Here is an 18335-nt window from a genome sequence, read left to right as displayed (position 1 = left end):
ACATGAAAAAGGTCAATCGTATTGCAGTGGTTGGAACGGGTGCAGTTGGTACAAGTTACTGCTACGCCATGATTAATCAGGGTGTTGCAGAAGAGCTTGTTTTAATCGATATTAACGAAGCAAAAGCAGAAGGGGAAGCCATGGACCTGAACCACGGCCTGCCATTTGCGCCTACGCCGACCCGCGTTTGGAAAGGCGATTATTCCGATTGCGGCACTGCCGATCTTGTTGTCATTACGGCAGGTTCCCCGCAAAAACCGGGCGAAACAAGGCTTGATCTTGTTGCCAAAAACGCAAAAATTTTTAAAGGCATGATTAAGAGCATCATGGACAGCGGCTTTAACGGGATTTTTCTTGTTGCCAGCAACCCGGTTGACATTTTGACATATGTAACTTGGAAAGAGTCCGGCCTGCCGAAAGAACATGTTATCGGTTCGGGCACAGTGCTTGACTCCGCGCGTCTCCGCAACTCTTTGAGCGCCCACTTCGGAATTGACCCGCGCAATGTCCATGCCGCAATTATCGGCGAACACGGCGACACGGAACTTCCGGTTTGGAGCCATACAACGATCGGTTATGACACCATTGAAAGCTATCTGCAAAAGGGAACCATTGACCAAAAAACATTAGATGATATTTTTGTCAACACGAGAGATGCGGCTTACCATATCATTGAACGAAAAGGGGCCACATTTTACGGCATCGGGATGTCTCTGACCCGGATCACAAGAGCGATCCTGAACAATGAAAACAGTGTTTTGACAGTCTCTGCCTTTTTGGAAGGCCAGTACGGAAACAGCGATGTGTACATTGGTGTTCCTGCCGTTATTAACCGCCAAGGCGTCCGTGAAGTGGTTGAAATCGAGCTGAACGACAAAGAACAGGAACAATTTAGCCATTCTGTTAAAGTATTAAAAGAAACGATGGCACCTGTATTGTAAGCATGTGTCGGCTGGGCTTCATGGGAGGCCCGGCTTTTTCTTTGAAAAAAATCCCGGCGCCTGCCTGAAAAAGGACTGCCGAAAAAGTTCACGTTTGTTCCGTGCCCCCGCTCCTAAATTTATGCTATACAAGTTGAACTAAAGATTCCTACTCTCTATGTATTCCCGGAAGCCATGATGATCATTGATTTTGACGCGAACAATTGAAATTCACTTTAATAAAATGACCAAAATATCGCAGCTCTGTTGCCTCCTTCATGCAAATTGGTGCTCGGGCTTGATGTAAAAACTTAAGTTCATTTTATACGGGACCCCATAGGTGGATATAAAAAAGCAGCCTTGAATCGGTTCAAGGCTGCTTTTTCTTAATTCAATATGATCACTTTGACTGTACGGCGCCCCCATGCGATGGAAGCTTTTTTGTTCGGCATCAGGACATCGATGATATGGCCCTTAATGGCACCACCGGTATCGGCTGCGATGGCAACCCCGTATCCTTCAACCCAGACTTTGCTGCCGAGCGGAATGACCGACGGATCGACAGCGATCAATTTCATGTTCGGGTTTTTCTTAATGTTATATCCTGTAGCAGTAATGTCCGACTTCGTATCTTCATGGTTATAAGATGTTGCCGTCACATAAAAGGATTTGCCTTGTGGCGTACTGTGGCTGGCAGATGCGGCGGGTTTGGTTCCGGCCGTTTTCCCGGCACTGGCTTCCGCTGGCTTTTTCGCTTGTGCTTCTGCGTTTTTTTCTGCTTGCGCTTCTGCTGCTTTTTCGGCTTCAGCATCGCGTGCTTGTTTTGCGAGGGCTTCTTCCCTTGCTTTTGCAGCCGCCTGCTGTGCCTTTATTTCTTTTTGCAGGTTGCTGATTTTTGTATTCAAGTCGGTTTGTTTTTGTTCCGCTTGTGACAACTCATTTTGAATGCTGTCATACTTCGATTTTAGTCCCGACAATGCCTTTTCCTTTTCTTTTAAATCTGTTTGCAGTTTTGCTTGGCTGCTTTTTAAGTTTGCCTGCTCCTGTTCGAGCACTTTTTCCTGGTCTGCAATGGCTTTTTTATCGGCTTCAATTTTCGCAAGGTCTGCTTTTTGCTGATCCAAAAGGCTTGTATCAGCGTTCAGCAGGGTCGCGACTGCACTGACCCGGTTGATCAGGTCGCCAATGCTTTCCGCGTTTAAAATCGTTTCAATCACATAGTCGTATTGGTTGTTTTTTTGCATGGCAACGAGGCGTTTTTTAATCACGCCTTCCCGTGCAGAAACTTGGTCCTCCAGCTTTACAATTTCCTCTTTTTTCTTTTCGATAGAATCTTTTGCTGACTGGATTTTCGCTTCGGTTGCTGCGATATTATCTTTATTTTTTTGAATGGACGATTGCAATGTATTCCAGTCTTTTTGCAAATTCTCCATTTTGCTTTCGACGGCTTTTTTCTCCGATTCTTTCTTTTGGATGGTTTGCGTATTTTCATCCAATTTTTTCTGTAAGGAACCTTGATCTGTTTCTGCATAGGCATTTAGTTGTGCCGTGCCAACGAATATGGCAAACGCCATAACTGCAATTCGCCTTTTTAAGTGCATAAGACAACTCCCTTCTCCGTACTCTTGTTATAACACAAATAGGTAGAAAGGAAGATTACAATACGATTAAATTCATATTACGAGAATGAAAACGGACTCAAATCATGTGAAAAAGGGAAAAGATAGATTTGGGTGCTTTTTCGGCTGATGATGGGCAGTTATTAGACTTCTGCCTCCGTCAGCAGAAACAGGCGTATGAAAAGCAGCAAAAAGAAATAAAGCGGGTACAGCGGCAAATCACTGTGCTCAAGCAATGGTCGGATAAAGCATATCGAGAAGTGGGAAAAAGTGATAACATAAAAGAATTCGAGGGGGTAAAGGCAAAGAAAATAGATAAAAAGAAGCAGGGATCAGCTTCTTTTTCAATTCAGACAGGATGGGAAGGAATATTCTGTGCCTTTGTGCCGGTCAAGGATTCTTTTAATCCTGAATCCGTGACGAAATTTCCGCTTAAAGGCAAACAAATCGCATAAAATTTAGTATAATTGGTATATCAGACAAATTAAATTCATTCCACATTCAGGTGATCTCATGAAAAAGTTTGTGATAGAACCCACAAAAGAACGAATTGTTGCCCAAGCTGGCTTAGCGATAGTAGGAAATTTACTAAATCAAACGAATTTAGTTTCCAGGTTGAATGCCTATAAACTCCCTGATATCTCCCGGTATCCGGCTTGTTCCAATGGCGATGTGGCTAAATCTTATATCGGCTTGCTTTGCCAGGGAAAAAGTGATTATGACAATATTGAAACCTTCCGTGATGATGCTTTTTTTGCACTGGCTTTGGATATCCAGAGGGTTCCTTCCAGCCCGACTCTCAGGCAACGATTGGACCAGGCCGCCTTGGTGGAAAAATGGAAAACGATCTTGCACGAAGAATCGCTGGATCTGATTCGCCATACAAATGCGGAAATCAGCCCGGTTTACGCCAAAGACAAGCCGTATATCCCGGTTGATCTGGATGTCTCCCCTTTCGATAACTCCAAGACAAAAAAGGAAGGGGTAGAAAGAACCTATAAAGGCTGTGACGGTTATGCCCCTATGTTCGCTTACATGGGACAGGAAGGTTACTGCCTGCATGTTGAGATGCGAAAGGGAAGTGTCCACTGCCAAAAAGGTACACCAAATTTCATCCAGGAAACCATTCAATCTGCCCGGAAACTAACAGATCAGCCATTGCTTTTCAGGCTTGATTCCGGAAATGACAGCCGGGATAATCTCATTATTCTCCTAGAAAACCATGCAAGCTTTATTATCAAACGCAATCCCCGTAAGGAAAAAGCTGAGGACTGGCTGAACATTGCCCGAAAATATGGGATCTGTTGTGAAGAACGGGAAGGAAAGAAGGTTTACCTTGGATCCATCCCCGAAACCATTCAAATTAAGGACCAGGAGCGAAACATCCGAAAAGTTTTTAAAGTGACCGAAAGAACCATCTCAAGAGACGGACAAATTTTTTTAATTCCCGAGTATGAATTTGAAACCTACTGGACGGACCTTGAAGTGCCGCCTCATGTGGTGATCTCTCTTTATCATAACCATGGCACTTGCGAACAGTTCCATAGTGAAATTAAATCAGAACTGGATCTCGAACGGCTGCCGTCAGGCAAATATGAAACGAATGGCCTTGTGCTCCATTTCGGTGTATTTGCGTATAACCTGCTTCGCTTGATTGGACAAGAAAGCTTGAAAAAACAAGATACGCCATTGAAAAAGAAAACAACAAGAAGAAGAATCCGAACCGTCATCCAGAATATGATCACACTGGCCTCAAAGCTGGTTTTCCGTGGCCGGCAATGGAAATTAAAAGTCGCGGAGACCAACAAATGGTTACCGGTCTTTACTCGTTTGTATCAAGCCTTTTACTAAACATCCCGATCAATAGACTACTAGGAAAAAAGAAATAAAAAAACGAAAACTTGAAAAAATGGAAATTTGCAGATTTATTTGGCGTGCACAAAAACGAATGAAACAGGGAAATTTTTACATACTGAATCACTAAAAGTGCATTTATCGAATAGTCGGACACCACTATATCCTTACTCTTGGGAAATCTACCTATTAACGGCGTTTGTTATATTTTCGTCACGGATTCAGGTTAATGTTTAAGAAGTCCAAAAGTAGTGCTGAGCTTTTCGATTTTCATTCATGTATAGCCGCGCCGTTTTGGTATGATGATAAAAGCAGCTTTGTATGAAGAGAGGAATTTCTAATGGAAATGGTGGAAAAAGCAATTGAATTTGCGGCAAAAGCACATGAAGGCCAATACCGGAAAGCGTCCGACCTGCCGTATATTGTGCATTCGTATGCGGTTGCCATGATGCTTTTAAAAGAAGGCTGCCGCAAAGAAGTGGTCGCAGCAGCGCTTCTCCATGATACGGTTGAAGATACTGCGGTGACAAACGAGGAGATAAAAGCCGAGTTTGGAAGCAATGTTGCCCGGATTGTTGAAGCCTGCACTGAACCGCCTAAAAATGTGCGGTGGGAGGAACGGAAGCAGCATACCATCGAGCGATTAAAAACGGCAGAAGAGGAAATTTGTATGCTCATATGCGCAGATAAACTCCATAACTTGAAAACGATACACGAAGAATTGCGAAAAAGCGGGGAAAGCGTGTGGAATGCGTTCAGCCGTGGAAAAGAAAAGCAGGAATGGTACTATAGAAAGATTGCAGAAACTATTGCGTTGCACCATTCTTTTCCTTTACTGGAGCAGCTGCAGTCGGAAATAAAGCAGGTTTTCGGCGTTATCCGGACATGAATAAGTGCAGGGCAAGACATTGCCGGTGAAATAACGGACTTGTTGCTTGAAAAACTGCGAATATGGGCACCGGCCTTCATTCATCATATTAACGTTACCTGTGCGAAAACGGAGACGCACAGGCTTTTTTGCGTGTACATGACAGCTCAAGCGGTTGGAAAACATAAAGATACAACAACACTTGGAGGCTGCCAATGAAAAAGGTATGGAAGATTTATGCAACCGATTTGAAAAAAATGACAACAAACTGGGCAGCAAGTCTGATCATTGCCGCCTTGATCATTCTTCCATCATTGTATGCCTGGTTTAACATCAAGGCATCCTGGGACCCATACGGCCACACAAAAGGAATTGCGGTAGCCGTTGTGAATTTGGACCGGGGGACAGCGATCAACGGAAAAAAAGTACACGCCGGTAATGAGGTCATCAAAAAGTTGAAACAAAATAAAGCGCTCGGCTGGAGGTTTGTACAGGAAAAGGAAGCTGCACGCGGCGTAAAGACCGGAGAGTACTATGCAAGCCTGACCATACCGGAAAATTTTTCGGAAAAACTGGCTTCCATCCTGGGTGATAAGCCGGAGAAACCGGTCATTACTTATACCGTTAATGAAAAAATCAATGCGATTGCGCCTAAAATAACAGGGTCGGGTGCGTCTGCCATTACACAGCAAATTAGTGCGCAATTTGTAAAAACCGTTAGCAAAGCGATTTTTACAATGTTTAATCAAATCGGCATTGAACTTGAAAGGGATTTGCCGGATATTGAAAATTTTAAAGCATGGGTTTTTAGATTGGAGGGAGACATTCCGGAGCTTAACCGGATCATCAGGACGGCAGATCGGGATATTACGAAAGCAGACGCAGTAAGAAAACAGGCAGAAGGCGCGATGCCCGATGTCCTGCTGCTTGCAAAACACGGCAAAACCGTCTCAGGGGACATGTCCCGCTTTTTTGGAAACACTGGAAGTTTGCTTGAGCAGACGGATACCGTGATCAAAACCGGACTGGAAGCACTGAATGCCGCCCCTGCTGTCTCGAACCAGGTGAGTATGCTGGCGGACAAAACGAAAATTGCAGAAACAGCGCCAAAAAATACGATGATCTTGCAAAATAGCAAACAGATCTCTGACGCGTTCAGTGATTTGCTCCGAACCGCTGCTGAAGAAACCGGTTCGGAGCATCTTAAGCGTATGGCAGCCCGGTTTACTGCACTCAGCCAATCCTTTCAAAAACAGAAGGACCTAAACGGGAAAATTCTCCAACAGGCCCATAACGGGTTGCTGCCGGAAGCATTGCAGGCAGATCTAAAGCAGGAAGCCGGCCGTGCCGGGGCCATCGCCGGCAGCCTGCTTGAAAACGATGGTGCAGCCATCGCCGCGGATTTAAAAACATTTGTGGCACAAGCCGGGCAGGACAGTGCAAAAGCAAACAAGCTGTTTCAAAAATTGGAAGGCAGCCTGCCGGATATCCAGGCGATTCTCCGCGATACGAAAACCGGGCTTGCAATCGGGAAAGCAAAATTGAAAACGGCTGAAACAGAACTGCCGGCTGCTGAGAGAAAAATCAGGGAACTGGCTGGTAAAATCCGGGCGTTTGAAAAACAGGGAAATATAGACCGGTGGATTCAACTGCTGAAGAACGATGCACAAGAAGAAAGCGGGTTTTTAAAACAGCCGGTATCGCTGAAGGAAGAAGTTCTATATCCAATCAAAAATTACGGTGCGGGCATGGCTCCGTTTTATACAGTCCTGTCTTTTTGGGTGGGGGCAATGCTATTGGTATCCCTGCTGTCGGTTGAACACCACCATGGCGGCGCATATGCCAGCTGGCAAGTCTATTTCGGCAAGCTGCTCCTGTTTTTAACGATTGCGTTTTTCCAGTCGGCGATAACGGCGGCGGGCGATCTTTTTATTTTACATGTGGATGTGCAGGAAAAAGCCTGGTTTATTTTGTTCGGTATCGGGATTGGTGCTGTTTTTACCGTGATGGTCTATACACTCGTTTCTGTTTTTGGCAATGTGGGAAAAGCACTTGGGATTGTCCTGCTTGTCCTGCAAATTTCCGGTTCGGGCGGCACTTTTCCAATCCAGATGGAACCGTCTTTCTTTCAACATATCCATCCGCTCCTGCCATTTACTTACGGAATTGGCTTAATGCGTGAAGCTGTTGGCGGGATGCTGATGGAGGCTGTGATCACAGATATCATTTATCTGGCAGGATTTCTGGCAATTGCGCTTATTTTCGGGACCGCAGCCAAGAAACTGCTCAGCCGTATGACCGAACGTTTTACAAGAAAAGGGAAAGAAAGCGGGCTATTCGAATGAAAAAAGCGGAATAGACAAGAAAAATGAGAAGGAAGACATGAAAAATAAAGTTGGTTTATAATAAGAAAGAAGAATATTAGGAGGGGATTGCATTGGCGATTGCCGATATTACCATATTTCCGGTCGGAACGGATTCAACAAGCATCAGCAAATATGTGGCGGCGATTGAGAAGGCGCTGGGAAAAGAACAGGGAAGGGTGAAAATCAAGCTGACCCCGATGAGCACTTTAATAGAAGGGGACATCCATGACCTGTTTGAAATCATTGAAAAACTGCATGAAATCCCTTTTTCAAATGGCGTAAAGCGTGTTGAAACGAATATCCGCATCGACGACCGCAGGGACAAACAGCTCACGATGGAAGGAAAACTGGCCTCCGTCGCCGAAAAACTCGGCCAATAAAAAACCGGCACAAGGCCGGTATGATAAAAGGAGGTTTGGCCAGGCTCTGGGGGAAGCCCGGCCAAATATGGTTTGCTGCAATTCCTTGCCGCTGTCCTAAATGTAAAACATGAAAAAGAAAAACTTGTGAAATGAAAATGATAAAATGATGAGAATTTCTCCGGAAAAAACAAAAAGCGGACCGGAGCCCGCCTTTTGAATGGGTCAACATTTTATCCGTGCAAAAATTTTACACAAACCGCTTCTGGAACGGGGACATCCTTTTGCAGCAAAGTGAGGATTCCGGTTTCCGGATCGCGGGCGTATAAAACGAGCGTGCCCGATTCCTGGTTTGCAGCCACGATAAATTTTTCGGTCGGGTCAAGCACAAAGTCGCGTGGCCAACTTCCTTCGGTTGAGGTGTACTCGACAAGGGACAGTTTGCCGTCCGGACCGACTGCAAACACGGCGATGCTGTCATGGCCGCGGTTTGCGGCGTAAACGAAACGACCGTCGGAAGAGAGATGGATTGCGCTTCCCTGGCTGTTTTCCGTAAAATCTTCCGGAATCGTTTTGATATACTGGACGTCTTTAAACGTACCGGAAGTTTCGTCAAATTCAAGCACAATCACTTCATTGCTCAGTTCTGTCATGCAGTAGGCAAATTTTCGGTCCGGATGAAAGGCAAGGTGACGCGGGCCGCTTCCCGGGCGGACGGAAAGGGCGGCTTTTTCCGTTAATTTGCCGCCATCATGCGCGTACGTTGTAATCGTATCATTGCCGAGGTCCACCGCGACGACATATTTTTCATCCGGGGTAAAGCCTGCAAAATGGACGTGCGGTTTTTCCTGGCGTTCCGGGTTCGGGCCGGAGCCGGTATGTTCGATGACACTTGCTGCCGGCTGCAGGCTGCCGTCTTCGTTTGTCAGATAGGCGCTGACCGTCCCGTTATGGTAGTTGGCGGAGACGACCGTTTTCTTTGCCGAATCCACGCTGACATGGCATGGGGAGGCGCCGCCGGATAATTGGCGGTTCAATTCCGTTAGAGCACCGCTTTCCGCATCAATTGAAAAAGCCGCAACCCCGCCCTGGCTGCCTTCTTTGACAACGGCATACAGATTGCGGTTGTCTGCCGTGATATTGAGATAAGTCGGATTGTCCAGTTTGGCGGCAACTTTCACATCTTCAATTTGCTTTTTTTCTGTATTGAGGGTGAAGGTGTAAATCCCTTCGCTGGCGCCTTTTGTATAGGTGCCGGCATACCCTGTCCATTTTGTTTTTCCCATGGCTGATGCTCCTTCCAATCTGTAATGTGAATATTATAACATAGAAAACGTTTCCCGTTCATTCAGGCGCATTTCCGGGTACGATGTCATGAGCGAAAAACAGGGTGATAAACGGGAAACATGCTCAAAATTGCTCCAAGCAAGCGAAAATATGGTAAATGTTTCATTTTTGTATCAAAATTGAAAGCGAACTGAAATTTTTTGTTGGAGATGTTTTGATAAAATAAAGTAATCGACAAAATTCTACACATCGCTGCATCCCGGATGCAATATGATAGAGATATAAAAGGCCGTGTGAGGAGGAAAATCATGAAGCCGGAAGACCAGTTTGTCCAAAAATGTTATTATGAAACGTTTATCAAAGAAGGGGAAGAGCGCCATCCGCTTGAAGTGCTCGGTGAAGCGTTCGAAAAAGAAAATGCCCTTGAAAATGCCGATCTTTCCTATATCCGCTTTGCACAAGGGGAAATTTATTTTCATTATAAAGATTATGAAGCGGCCGTTTTTAAATGGGAAAGCATACATAACGACTTTGAACCGTGGGCGCAAAAAAACATGGGGGATGCTTATTTTGAACTCGGTCTCAGCAGCATGGCCGAAGAAATTTACAAGTCGGTTCAAACAGACTCTATCGTGTTAAAGACGGAGATCGCGCTTCAGCTCATCTCACTTTATATGGAGGAGCAAAAGCATGACCAGGCTGTCCAGACAATCAAACAAGCGGTCGCTATGAACCCGGACTATCCGAATGTGACGAAAATCGCCCGTGCCTACTTTGAAAAAAACGAAGACTGGATGAATGCGGTTGAACTGGCTGTCAATGAATCCATCCGCACTGAATCGCTGTTTTGGTTTCAAATTTTAAAGTCGTATATTGAAAAAGGGCATACCAAGACGATTGCGCCGGATTATTTTCGGGATGCGCTGTCCGTTTTATACAAGGTGGATCAAATTCAGTTTGAACAACTGGCGGTTGCGCTTTGGCGGTCCTACGAAACGGAGGGCGCGTATCTCGGCTGGCTCCGCGAATTCAATGACCTATTTGCCGGGCTTGAACTCCATTCGCTTGAAACTTGGCACGAGCTGTCTGCCATTTACGGGGAAACCTATTTTTCTTTAATCAGCGGCAGCTATCTGTTAAAACAACTGGCACCGGTGATGCCGGGCATTTTAACGAACTGGCTGCGGATCACGGACCAGGCGCACGCCCTTCAAGCATCCACTGCGGTTCTCGCATGGGGCGATCTTTTTCCGGGCAGCATCGGGCCGCAGCAAATTGCCGATGCGGAAACGATTCTGAATCATGCGGAGCAAACATTGGATCAGCTTGAATATGCGCTCCGGCTCTTTGATTCCATTATGCAATGGGCAAAAAGGAACGGGCTATCTGTCAGCACCCGTTTGAAATGGATGGCGAGGGAGCTGATTGACTTTGATGTCCAGCACATTCTCGTTACCGGCATGAACGGCAGCGGCAAGACGGCCTTTATCCAGTCGGTGCTGGCCGACCCGCTCCCCGAACGGCCGACACAGTTTGTGATGGCGGTGCGCCATGATGATGAACATGCGCTTTCTGTGATCTCGGACAAAGGCATTTCGCCTGTAACGGAAGAGGACAATGCGGCGCCGGAGCCCGGAGACATGCTTGAATGGCGGGGTCCGAGCCGGTTTTTGGAAGAAAATGCGCTTATTTTCATCGATACACCCGGGCTGAACGGGCCGGGGCGGGGAAAGGCATACGAGTATTTGCGTTTTGTTGACGGCGTTTTATTCGTTTTAAATGCAAATGATCCCCTTACAGACAAAGAAGCGGATATGTTGTTGAAAATGAAGGAACAAGTGCCCGGGTTAACGATTCACTTTTTGCTGTCCAAAATGGATATGATATACAGCAAGCAGGAAGCGGCAGATTTAGTGGAAGAAACAGTACAAAAGGTGAAAACGATTTTTCCAGAGGCAAACTTGCACCCTTATACGTCCAATTATGCATCCCGGGAAGCAGGGCTGGATCTTGCCCGCTTTTTCCGGCAAAATTTCAAGCCGGAAAACCTGGAAGAAAGCCGGATTGAAAAACTATCGCACTGCATTCGGGAATCGATTGCCGATCTGCTGAAACAAAGGCTGCAAAATGAACAGCATCTGGTAGAGTCAATCAACCGGCATGAAGATCTGTACGCAAAATTAAACGGAGCGGCAAACCAGCTTCAGGATGTCATCCATGAACAAACCGAGCTTGTCCGCTCGTCCTATCACAGCATGACGCGGAAAATCCGCGATGAACTGCAAAATAAGATTCCGGAAATTTTACGGAAAAGCGCCGATTTTATTAAGCCGGACAGTGATTTTCGGAAAATTCATCTCGAGTTGAATGAAGAAATGAACAACCGGATCCGGCACTTTTTGCAGACGTCCATTTCCCCGAAATACGAGGAGCTGGTGACGGAGTGGATAGAAGCGTCGGAAAGGGAATTGCAGCAAAGCCAGGATTATCTTGATGAAATGGCGGAAGGGTTTAACAAGTTGTACGGGGAAGAGATTCTTGCGCTTGCCTGCGATTTTAAAATTATGGAGGACTGGCGGCGTGATGCGGATCGGATGGCAAACGGAATTCCTTTTGAACCGGTCAATATATTGTTGCGCCATACGCCGCAGCAGGTCCTGTTAAAGAGCGCGGGCAAATTGTTTGGTGTGCTTTCGCAAAACAAAACAATGCTGTATAACCGCTATAAAAAATTTATCGAAAGCGAAGATTATACGGAAATTGCAAACCTTGTCACGAATAAAGTGATGCTGCAATTCGAGCTGTTTGAACAAGGGCTTGAGCGCGATGTCCGCCTGTTCTTTAAAAATCCGGAAACGGTTCTCCGCGAAACGATTGCGGAAACAGGGGCGGCCATTGCCGAGACAAAAGAGATGCTGGAGAATATGAAAGAAAATCCGGAAGTGTATCAGGATCCGCTGAAATTATTCGAACTGAAACTCCGCCAGTTTGAATGGATGCAGCTCGGACAGAAAACAAGCGGGAAAGTGTAAACTTTTCGCAAGACGATGACGGGGCAGGCACAGGGCTTAAGGGGAAACAGGGCTTGCTGAACGCATGGCGAAAGTGCGGATTCAGTAAGCCCCAATATGATCAATAAATGAACCGCCTGAATTTCGCCGGAAACACATGCATGAACCGGTTTGGGAACAGAAAATGAACCGGCCGGATGTTGCGGAAAGCAGATGGATGGAAGCGGCCGAAAATTGTTGAATGAACAGCGCCCATATGCGGCGTTGTTTTTTTATCCTATTTTTCGGGTGTACCGGGCGTTTTCACCTGAAGCAGCGTGGGTTCTAAAAGTGTATTAAAGATAAGCTCCTTTTGGCAAAAACTTGACACTTGTTCGCAATATATTCCTGCTATGATGGATGATACATTCGTGATACTATTAAGATACAGTTTATACTTAGAAATGGGGTGGCATTTTGAAAAGGATTGACCGCATTTACGCGTATCTTGTTGAACAGTCGCAAGGCAAAACGCTTGATGAATGGATCCGTATAGAAGGATTTACAGCTTCGGATATCGCAAAAGACCTTGGCATTTTAAGAAACAATGTCAGTGCCGAGCTGAACAAGCTGTTGCGGCAGAAACGGATTATCAAAATAAAAGGCCGCCCGGTTCATTACTTGGTCAAACAAATCATGGAAGACCTTCTCGGAACGAAATTGCCGGAAGATCAATATGAATATGAAAATATACTTGAAGTGACGGGCGGGCAATCCCCGGATCCGGGCAACGGTCCGTCCGCAAATCATGATACCGCCTGGGAAACGAATCCCTTTGATGACCTGATCGGTTCGAAAACAAGCCTGAAAGTGCAGGTCGAACAGGCAAAGGCGGCCGTCCTCTATCCCCCGCACGGCCTTCATACGCTCATTGTCGGCCAGACTGGTGTCGGGAAAACGCTGTTTGCCAATTTGATGTTCAATTATGCAAAACTGGCAGCCCCGTTTATGGACGAAGACGCCCAATTTATTGTCTTTAACTGCGCGGATTATGCGAATAACCCGCAGCTCCTCATTTCCCACATTTTCGGTCATATTAAAGGCGCCTTTACGGGTGCGGACAGCGAAAAAGACGGCCTTGTTTCCAAAGCGGACGGCGGCATGCTGTTTCTCGATGAAATCCACCGGCTCCCGCCTGAAGGACAGGAAATGCTCTTTTACTTTATGGATACGGGGACGTATGCAAAGCTTGGGGAAACCGAACGGAATCGCAACGCCAATGTCCTGATCGTCGGGGCGACAACGGAAGACCCGGAATCTTCCTTGTTGAAAACGTTTGTCCGCCGTATTCCGATCCTGATCCGGATTCCGTCTTTTGAAGAACGGCCGGCAATTGACAAGATTGAGATTCTGAAATTCCTGCTTGCCATTGAAGCAAACCGCGTCCAAAAACCGATTAAAATTGATGCGGAATCGATGAAGGCGTTAATTGGCAATACGTCATACGGTAACGTCGGGCAGTTGAAATCCAACATCCAGCTTGTCTGCGCCAACGGTTTTCTGCACTGCCTGCACGATGATGTCATTACCATCCACTTTAAAGATCTGCCATCCGAACTGAAAAACGGTTTCTTCTATTTTAGTAGAAAACGCCAGGAAATCCAGGAGCTTTCCGATTTAATTGATTCCTATTTAACGGTTTATCCGGAAGGGGAAAACAAGGCGCTCTTTGAAGAAGACCCGTACGAACCGGATTTTAACCTGTACAACATCATCGAGGACAAAGTCAGTTTTATGATGGAACAGGACGTGTCGGATGAAGACATTAACCGGTTTCTGAAATTGGACATCGATATCCATTTAAACAAGTTTTACAACAAGTTTTCAAGCTATGCGCTGAACCGTGAGAAAATCTTAAAAATTGTCAGCGAAGATATCCTTAATTTCAGCGAAGAAGTGCAGGATATTGTGGAAAAACGGCTGAAGTGCAAAGTAAATGAACGTTTTTTGCTGGCGTTCAGCCTGCACTTGACTTCCTTCCTGAAGCGGGTAAAAAACCAGCAGGTGGCCAATTATACGAATATCGAAAATGTCATCAATGACCGACCGCAGGAGTATCAGCTGTCACTTGATATTTGCAAAATGATCGGGGAAAAATACCGCGTGCATGTACCGGTAAAAGAAGCCATGTACTTAACGATTTTGCTCACATCTCTTATAGACGAACAAAAGGCCGAGCAGGTGGCGATCCTCGTTGCCGCGCACGGGTTCAGCACCGCAAGCAGCATGGTAAGTGTTGTGAAAAGCCTCCTCGGTGAATCGAATGTGGACTGCATTGATATGCCGCTTGATATGGACCCGAAATATGTTTTGGAGGAAATGAAGAGGCGGGTAAAAGAAATTGATATGGGAAAAGGCGTCCTGCTGCTTGTCGATATGGGCTCGCTGACCGGGTTTGGCGATGTGATTACACAGGAAACGGGCATCAAAACGCGGACCATCGATATGGTGACAACGGCGCTCGTCATTGAAGCGATCCGCAAAGCGACGATTATGGAAATGGATCTCGACGATATTTATGAGTCATTAAAGGAATTCCGCGGCTACGGATCTTACCAGATGGAAAGCAAACCGCGGGAAACAGGGAAGCCCGTGAAACCGCAGGCCATTCTTTCCGTCTGTTCAACAGGGGAAGGGACGGCGGAAAAATTAAAGCAGCTGATTACAAGACTGCTCAAAAACATCGGCAAAACCAATATTGCCGTTATCCCGCTGCCAATCAACGAAGTAGAAGAAAAGAAAGAAATGCTGATGCAGAAATATGACATTTTGCTCGCTGTCGGGATTGCCGATCCGAAAGTCCAGGCACCGTTTGTTCCGCTTGAATCTTTGTTTATGGGCGACGGGGAAACGCAGGTCACCCATCTCATTCAAAACCACCAGTTGCTGAAACAACCGCCAAGGTCTCCGGCAATGGTGCGGGAAATGACGGAAGAAAGCCTGAATGAATTTTTAACCTTTTTAAATCCAAAGAAAGTGATCACAGCGATTACGGCGTTTGTCACTGCCCTTGAAAAAATAGCGGAAAGGCCGTTTAACAACGCATCGAAAATCAATATGAATATTCATATCGGTTGTGCGCTCGAAAGAATGGTCACCCAGTCTGGCCTCATTTACAAAAATGACATCACGCCGGAAAAAACTGCTAAAATCAAAAAATATAAAAAGGCGGCGCAAATTTTTGAAGACCAGCTGAAATTGAAGCTGTCGGATGATGAACTTTATTATATTGCCGACATGATCGACCATTTATCTGCCGAGCAAACTGCAGCCGTGCGGTAATTTTTACCTGCAAATAGATTCTCACTATTTGCAGGCTTTTTTTATGCCGGGGAAAAAGACGGAGAGATATCCCTGATACGGAATGCACATGCAGGTCAAAAGTATCAAAATGATACAGGTATTGCAGAACTTTTTAATACAGTAGCGAAATGGAAAATAAAACCCTTTTTCAATGTGTATTAAACAAACGGTTTGTGTATCATAAGCATAAAAGGATTTCTGAAAACGCTTATTTGACAACGGTTGTTTTTTGATACTCAAAAGTTGGCACACATCTTGCATTATAATAGGCGGAAAGGCAAGTTTTTTACGATTGATTAGCAGGAGGTGGTCGGATGGCATTGGATATACGGCTTGCGCGCATTGATGATCGTTTGATTCATGGCCAGGTTGCCACGGTTTGGTCGAGGGCAGTGGGGATTGACCGGATTTTAGTGGCCAATGATGAAGCCGCCAATGACGAGCTGCGAAAGCTTTTATTGAAGCAAGCGACACCACCGAGCATCAAATCACATGTCATTACGAAGCAAAAACTGCTTGAACTTTACCAAAACCGGCTGTTTGACGAAATGAAAGTGATGCTGCTGTTTGTTTCGCCGCAGGATGTACTGGAAGTTGTCCAGGCAGGGGTTGGTTTGAAATCGGTCAATATCGGCGGCATGCGTTTTACGGAAGGCAAGAAGATGATCACCAATTTTATTTCAGTCAATGAGGATGATATCCAGGCCTTTGCGAAGCTGGCTGCACGCGGCATCGAATTGGAAATCCGCCAAGTGCCCGCCGACCGGAAAATCGATTTGATGCAGCTGATCAAAAAGGAAAAACGGCTACATCCATGAATTTAGTTACAGGTTCTTTAGAACTTATTTATAAGATTGATACTGTAACAATACGATTAGGGAGGTAAGAAGATGGTAGGAATTATCATTGCCAGTCACGGCGATTTCGCCAATGGTGTCTTGCAATCCGGAGAGATGATCTTCGGAAAGCAGGAAAATGTAAAAGCTGTTACATTGATGCCGAGCGAAGGCCCTGATAACGTAAAGGCAAAAATGAAAGAAGCAGTCGCCTCTTTCGACAACCAGGATGAAGTCCTCTTCTTAGTCGATCTTTGGGGCGGAACACCTTTCAACCAGGCCAACAGCTTGTTTGAAGAACACAAAGACAAGTGGGCCATCGTCTCAGGCATGAACTTGCCAATGCTCATTGAAGCATTTGCAGCACGCGCCACGATGAACAAAGCCCAGGACATTGCCGCGCATATTTTAGGCGCAGCGAAAGAAGGCGTGAAAGTAAGGCCTGAAGCATTACAGCCGGCCGCACCTTCCAAGCCTGCCGGAAAACCGTTAACGGCAGGGGCTCCTGGCAAGTTTGAATACGTGCTGGCACGGATCGACTCTCGCCTGCTCCACGGACAAGTCGCAACATCTTGGACAAAAACGACACGGCCTACACGTATCATCGTTGTATCGGATGCGGTAGCGAAGGACGAACTTCGGAAGAAACTGATTCAACAGGCTGCGCCCCCTGGTGTAAAGGCACACGTTGTTCCTATCCGTAAAATGATTGAACTTGCGAAAGATGACCAGCATTTCGGTGGCCAGCGCGCCCTGCTTCTTTTTGAAAACCCGCAGGATGTGCTCCGTGCAGTCGAGGGCGGCGTTCCATTGAAAACAATCAACGTCGGTTCCATGGCACACTCGCCGGGCAAAGTTCAGCCAAACAAGGTGCTGGCATTTAGCCAGAATGATATTGATGCTTTCAAAAAAATGAAAGAACTGGGGCTAAAGTTTGATGTGCGCAAAGTTCCGGGCGATGCAAAAGGCGACATGGACGAAATTCTCAAAAGGGCTCAGGAAGAGCTGAACAAACAAAAATAATCCTGCCCATCAGGAGAAAAGGGAGGACGACTCGTTATGGATTTAAATATTGTCCAAATGATACTAGTCTTTATCGTAGCATTTTTAGCTGGTATGGAAGGGATTTTGGACCAATTCCAGTTCCATCAGCCACTCGTTGCTTGTACGTTAATTGGCCTCGTTACAGGTAACTTAGTGCCATGTATTATCTTAGGCGGTACCCTGCAAATGATCGCTTTAGGCTGGGCAAACATCGGGGCTGCCGTAGCGCCGGATGCTGCGCTTGCATCCGTTGCATCTGCCATTATCTTAGTTTTAAGCGGCGCAGGCAAAGCCGGTGTATCTTCTGCAATCGCGATTGCCGTTCCGCTTGCGGTTGCCGGCCTCTTATTGACGATCATCGTTCGTACCATTGCAACAGGGATTGTCCACTTAATGGATGCCGCAGCGCGGGAAGGAAACATCAGAACAGTTGAGTTTTGGCATATTGTTGCGATTTGCCTGCAAGGGCTGCGTATTGCGATTCCGGCAGTCCTGGTTTTAGCCATTGGTGCAGGACCGGTGCGTGACTTGTTATCCGCCATGCCGACCTGGTTGACAGACGGCCTTGCAATCGGCGGGGGAATGGTCGTTGCTGTTGGTTATGCAATGGTCATTAATATGATGGCGACAAGAGAAGTATGGCCGTTCTTCGCCATTGGGTTCGTTTTGGCAACTGTTTCGCAAATTACCCTTATCGGCCTTGGCGGTATCGGTGTGTCACTTGCACTGATTTATTTGGCGCTCTCCAAACAAGGCGGCTCCGGTAAAGGCGGCGGAAATGCAAACACCGGCGATCCGTTAGGCGATATTATTGACAATTACTAAGAAG

At 46.2% G+C, this 18335-nt stretch carries 13 protein-coding genes; 11 read left to right on the top strand and 2 right to left on the bottom strand.

Features of this window, described 5'->3' with window-relative positions; all coding sequences use genetic code 11:
* Positions 1-2 precede the first annotated feature (2 nt).
* Complete coding sequence (locus ABR335_RS14115) at positions 3-941, top strand: L-lactate dehydrogenase (protein WP_014096020.1); 939 nt, start codon at positions 3-5, stop codon at positions 939-941.
* Positions 942-1306: 365 nt separating this feature from the next.
* Here the strand turns inward: ABR335_RS14115 and ABR335_RS14110 are convergent, their stop codons facing one another.
* Complete coding sequence (locus ABR335_RS14110; protein WP_017551991.1) at positions 1307-2521, bottom strand: 3D domain-containing protein; 1215 nt, start codon at positions 2519-2521, stop codon at positions 1307-1309.
* A 128-nt stretch (positions 2522-2649) separates the two neighbouring features.
* Here ABR335_RS14110 and ABR335_RS14105 point away from each other — a divergent pair, with 128 nt between their 5' ends.
* The 5 genes from ABR335_RS14105 (at position 2650) to ABR335_RS14085 (ending at position 8007) form a co-directional block, all read left to right on the top strand.
* A complete protein-coding gene (locus ABR335_RS14105) occupies positions 2650-2994 on the top strand; it encodes a hypothetical protein (protein WP_350346277.1) in 345 nt (114 codons plus the stop codon).
* A gap of 58 nt (positions 2995-3052) precedes the next feature.
* A complete protein-coding gene (locus tag ABR335_RS14100; RefSeq protein ID WP_350346156.1) occupies positions 3053-4390 on the top strand; it encodes an IS1380 family transposase in 1338 nt (445 codons plus the stop codon).
* A 343-nt stretch (positions 4391-4733) separates the two neighbouring features.
* A complete protein-coding gene (locus tag ABR335_RS14095) occupies positions 4734-5282 on the top strand; it encodes an HD domain-containing protein (RefSeq protein WP_017551988.1) in 549 nt (182 codons plus the stop codon).
* A gap of 194 nt (positions 5283-5476) precedes the next feature.
* Positions 5477-7606, top strand: a complete 2130-nt coding sequence (locus ABR335_RS14090; RefSeq protein WP_350346276.1) for a YhgE/Pip domain-containing protein — start codon at positions 5477-5479, stop codon at positions 7604-7606.
* Positions 7607-7698: 92 nt separating this feature from the next.
* Positions 7699-8007 carry an MTH1187 family thiamine-binding protein gene (locus tag ABR335_RS14085; RefSeq protein ID WP_179234238.1) on the top strand — a complete coding sequence of 103 codons (309 nt, stop codon included), beginning with the start codon at positions 7699-7701 and terminating at the stop codon, positions 8005-8007.
* Positions 8008-8219: 212 nt separating this feature from the next.
* Here the strand turns inward: ABR335_RS14085 and ABR335_RS14080 are convergent, their stop codons facing one another.
* Positions 8220-9272 carry a lactonase family protein gene (locus tag ABR335_RS14080; protein ID WP_014096015.1) on the bottom strand — a complete coding sequence of 351 codons (1053 nt, stop codon included), beginning with the start codon at positions 9270-9272 and terminating at the stop codon, positions 8220-8222.
* A gap of 309 nt (positions 9273-9581) precedes the next feature.
* Between ABR335_RS14080 and ABR335_RS14075 the strand changes: the two genes are divergently transcribed.
* From ABR335_RS14075 to ABR335_RS14055, 5 genes are all read left to right on the top strand, one after another.
* Positions 9582-12305, top strand: coding sequence for a GTP-binding protein (locus ABR335_RS14075; protein ID WP_014096014.1), 2724 nt, complete (start codon positions 9582-9584; stop codon positions 12303-12305).
* Positions 12306-12740: 435 nt separating this feature from the next.
* Entirely contained in the window at positions 12741-15605 is a 2865-nt protein-coding gene (locus ABR335_RS14070; RefSeq protein WP_014096013.1) for a sigma-54-dependent transcriptional regulator, read from the top strand.
* A 335-nt stretch (positions 15606-15940) separates the two neighbouring features.
* The gene (locus ABR335_RS14065) at positions 15941-16444 is read left to right on the top strand and encodes a PTS system mannose/fructose/N-acetylgalactosamine-transporter subunit IIB (protein WP_014096012.1); all 504 of its coding nucleotides are present in this window, start codon (positions 15941-15943) and stop codon (positions 16442-16444) included.
* 72 nt (positions 16445-16516) lie between these two features.
* Positions 16517-17485 (top strand): mannose/fructose/sorbose PTS transporter subunit IIA, encoded by a 969-nt coding sequence (locus ABR335_RS14060; protein ID WP_014096011.1) that lies wholly within the window; start codon positions 16517-16519, stop codon positions 17483-17485.
* A 36-nt stretch (positions 17486-17521) separates the two neighbouring features.
* Entirely contained in the window at positions 17522-18331 is an 810-nt protein-coding gene (locus tag ABR335_RS14055; protein ID WP_014096010.1) for a PTS mannose/fructose/sorbose transporter subunit IIC, read from the top strand.
* Positions 18332-18335 lie beyond the last annotated feature (4 nt).

It is taken from the genome of Heyndrickxia faecalis (assembly GCF_040267745.1).
In the GTDB taxonomy this organism is placed as follows: Bacteria; Bacillota; Bacilli; order Bacillales; family Bacillaceae_C; genus Weizmannia; species Weizmannia faecalis.
This window is presented reverse-complemented; position numbering and strand designations above follow the sequence as displayed.

Bases quoted from the DNA above. Each gene is read 5' to 3' on its own strand.
- ABR335_RS14110 (WP_017551991.1), bottom strand. From the start codon at position 2,521: ATGCACTTAAAAAGGCGAATTGCAGTTATGGCGTTTGCCATATTCGTT.
- ABR335_RS14060 (WP_014096011.1), top strand. From the start codon at position 16,517: ATGGTAGGAATTATCATTGCCAGTCACGGCGATTTCGCCAATGGTGTC.
- ABR335_RS14090 (WP_350346276.1), top strand. From the start codon at position 5,477: ATGAAAAAGGTATGGAAGATTTATGCAACCGATTTGAAAAAAATGACA.
- ABR335_RS14115 (WP_014096020.1), top strand. From the start codon at position 3: ATGAAAAAGGTCAATCGTATTGCAGTGGTTGGAACGGGTGCAGTTGGT.
- ABR335_RS14080 (WP_014096015.1), bottom strand. From the start codon at position 9,272: ATGGGAAAAACAAAATGGACAGGGTATGCCGGCACCTATACAAAAGGC.
- ABR335_RS14100 (WP_350346156.1), top strand. From the start codon at position 3,053: ATGAAAAAGTTTGTGATAGAACCCACAAAAGAACGAATTGTTGCCCAA.
- ABR335_RS14065 (WP_014096012.1), top strand. From the start codon at position 15,941: ATGGCATTGGATATACGGCTTGCGCGCATTGATGATCGTTTGATTCAT.
- ABR335_RS14055 (WP_014096010.1), top strand. From the start codon at position 17,522: ATGGATTTAAATATTGTCCAAATGATACTAGTCTTTATCGTAGCATTT.
- ABR335_RS14095 (WP_017551988.1), top strand. From the start codon at position 4,734: ATGGAAATGGTGGAAAAAGCAATTGAATTTGCGGCAAAAGCACATGAA.
- ABR335_RS14075 (WP_014096014.1), top strand. From the start codon at position 9,582: ATGAAGCCGGAAGACCAGTTTGTCCAAAAATGTTATTATGAAACGTTT.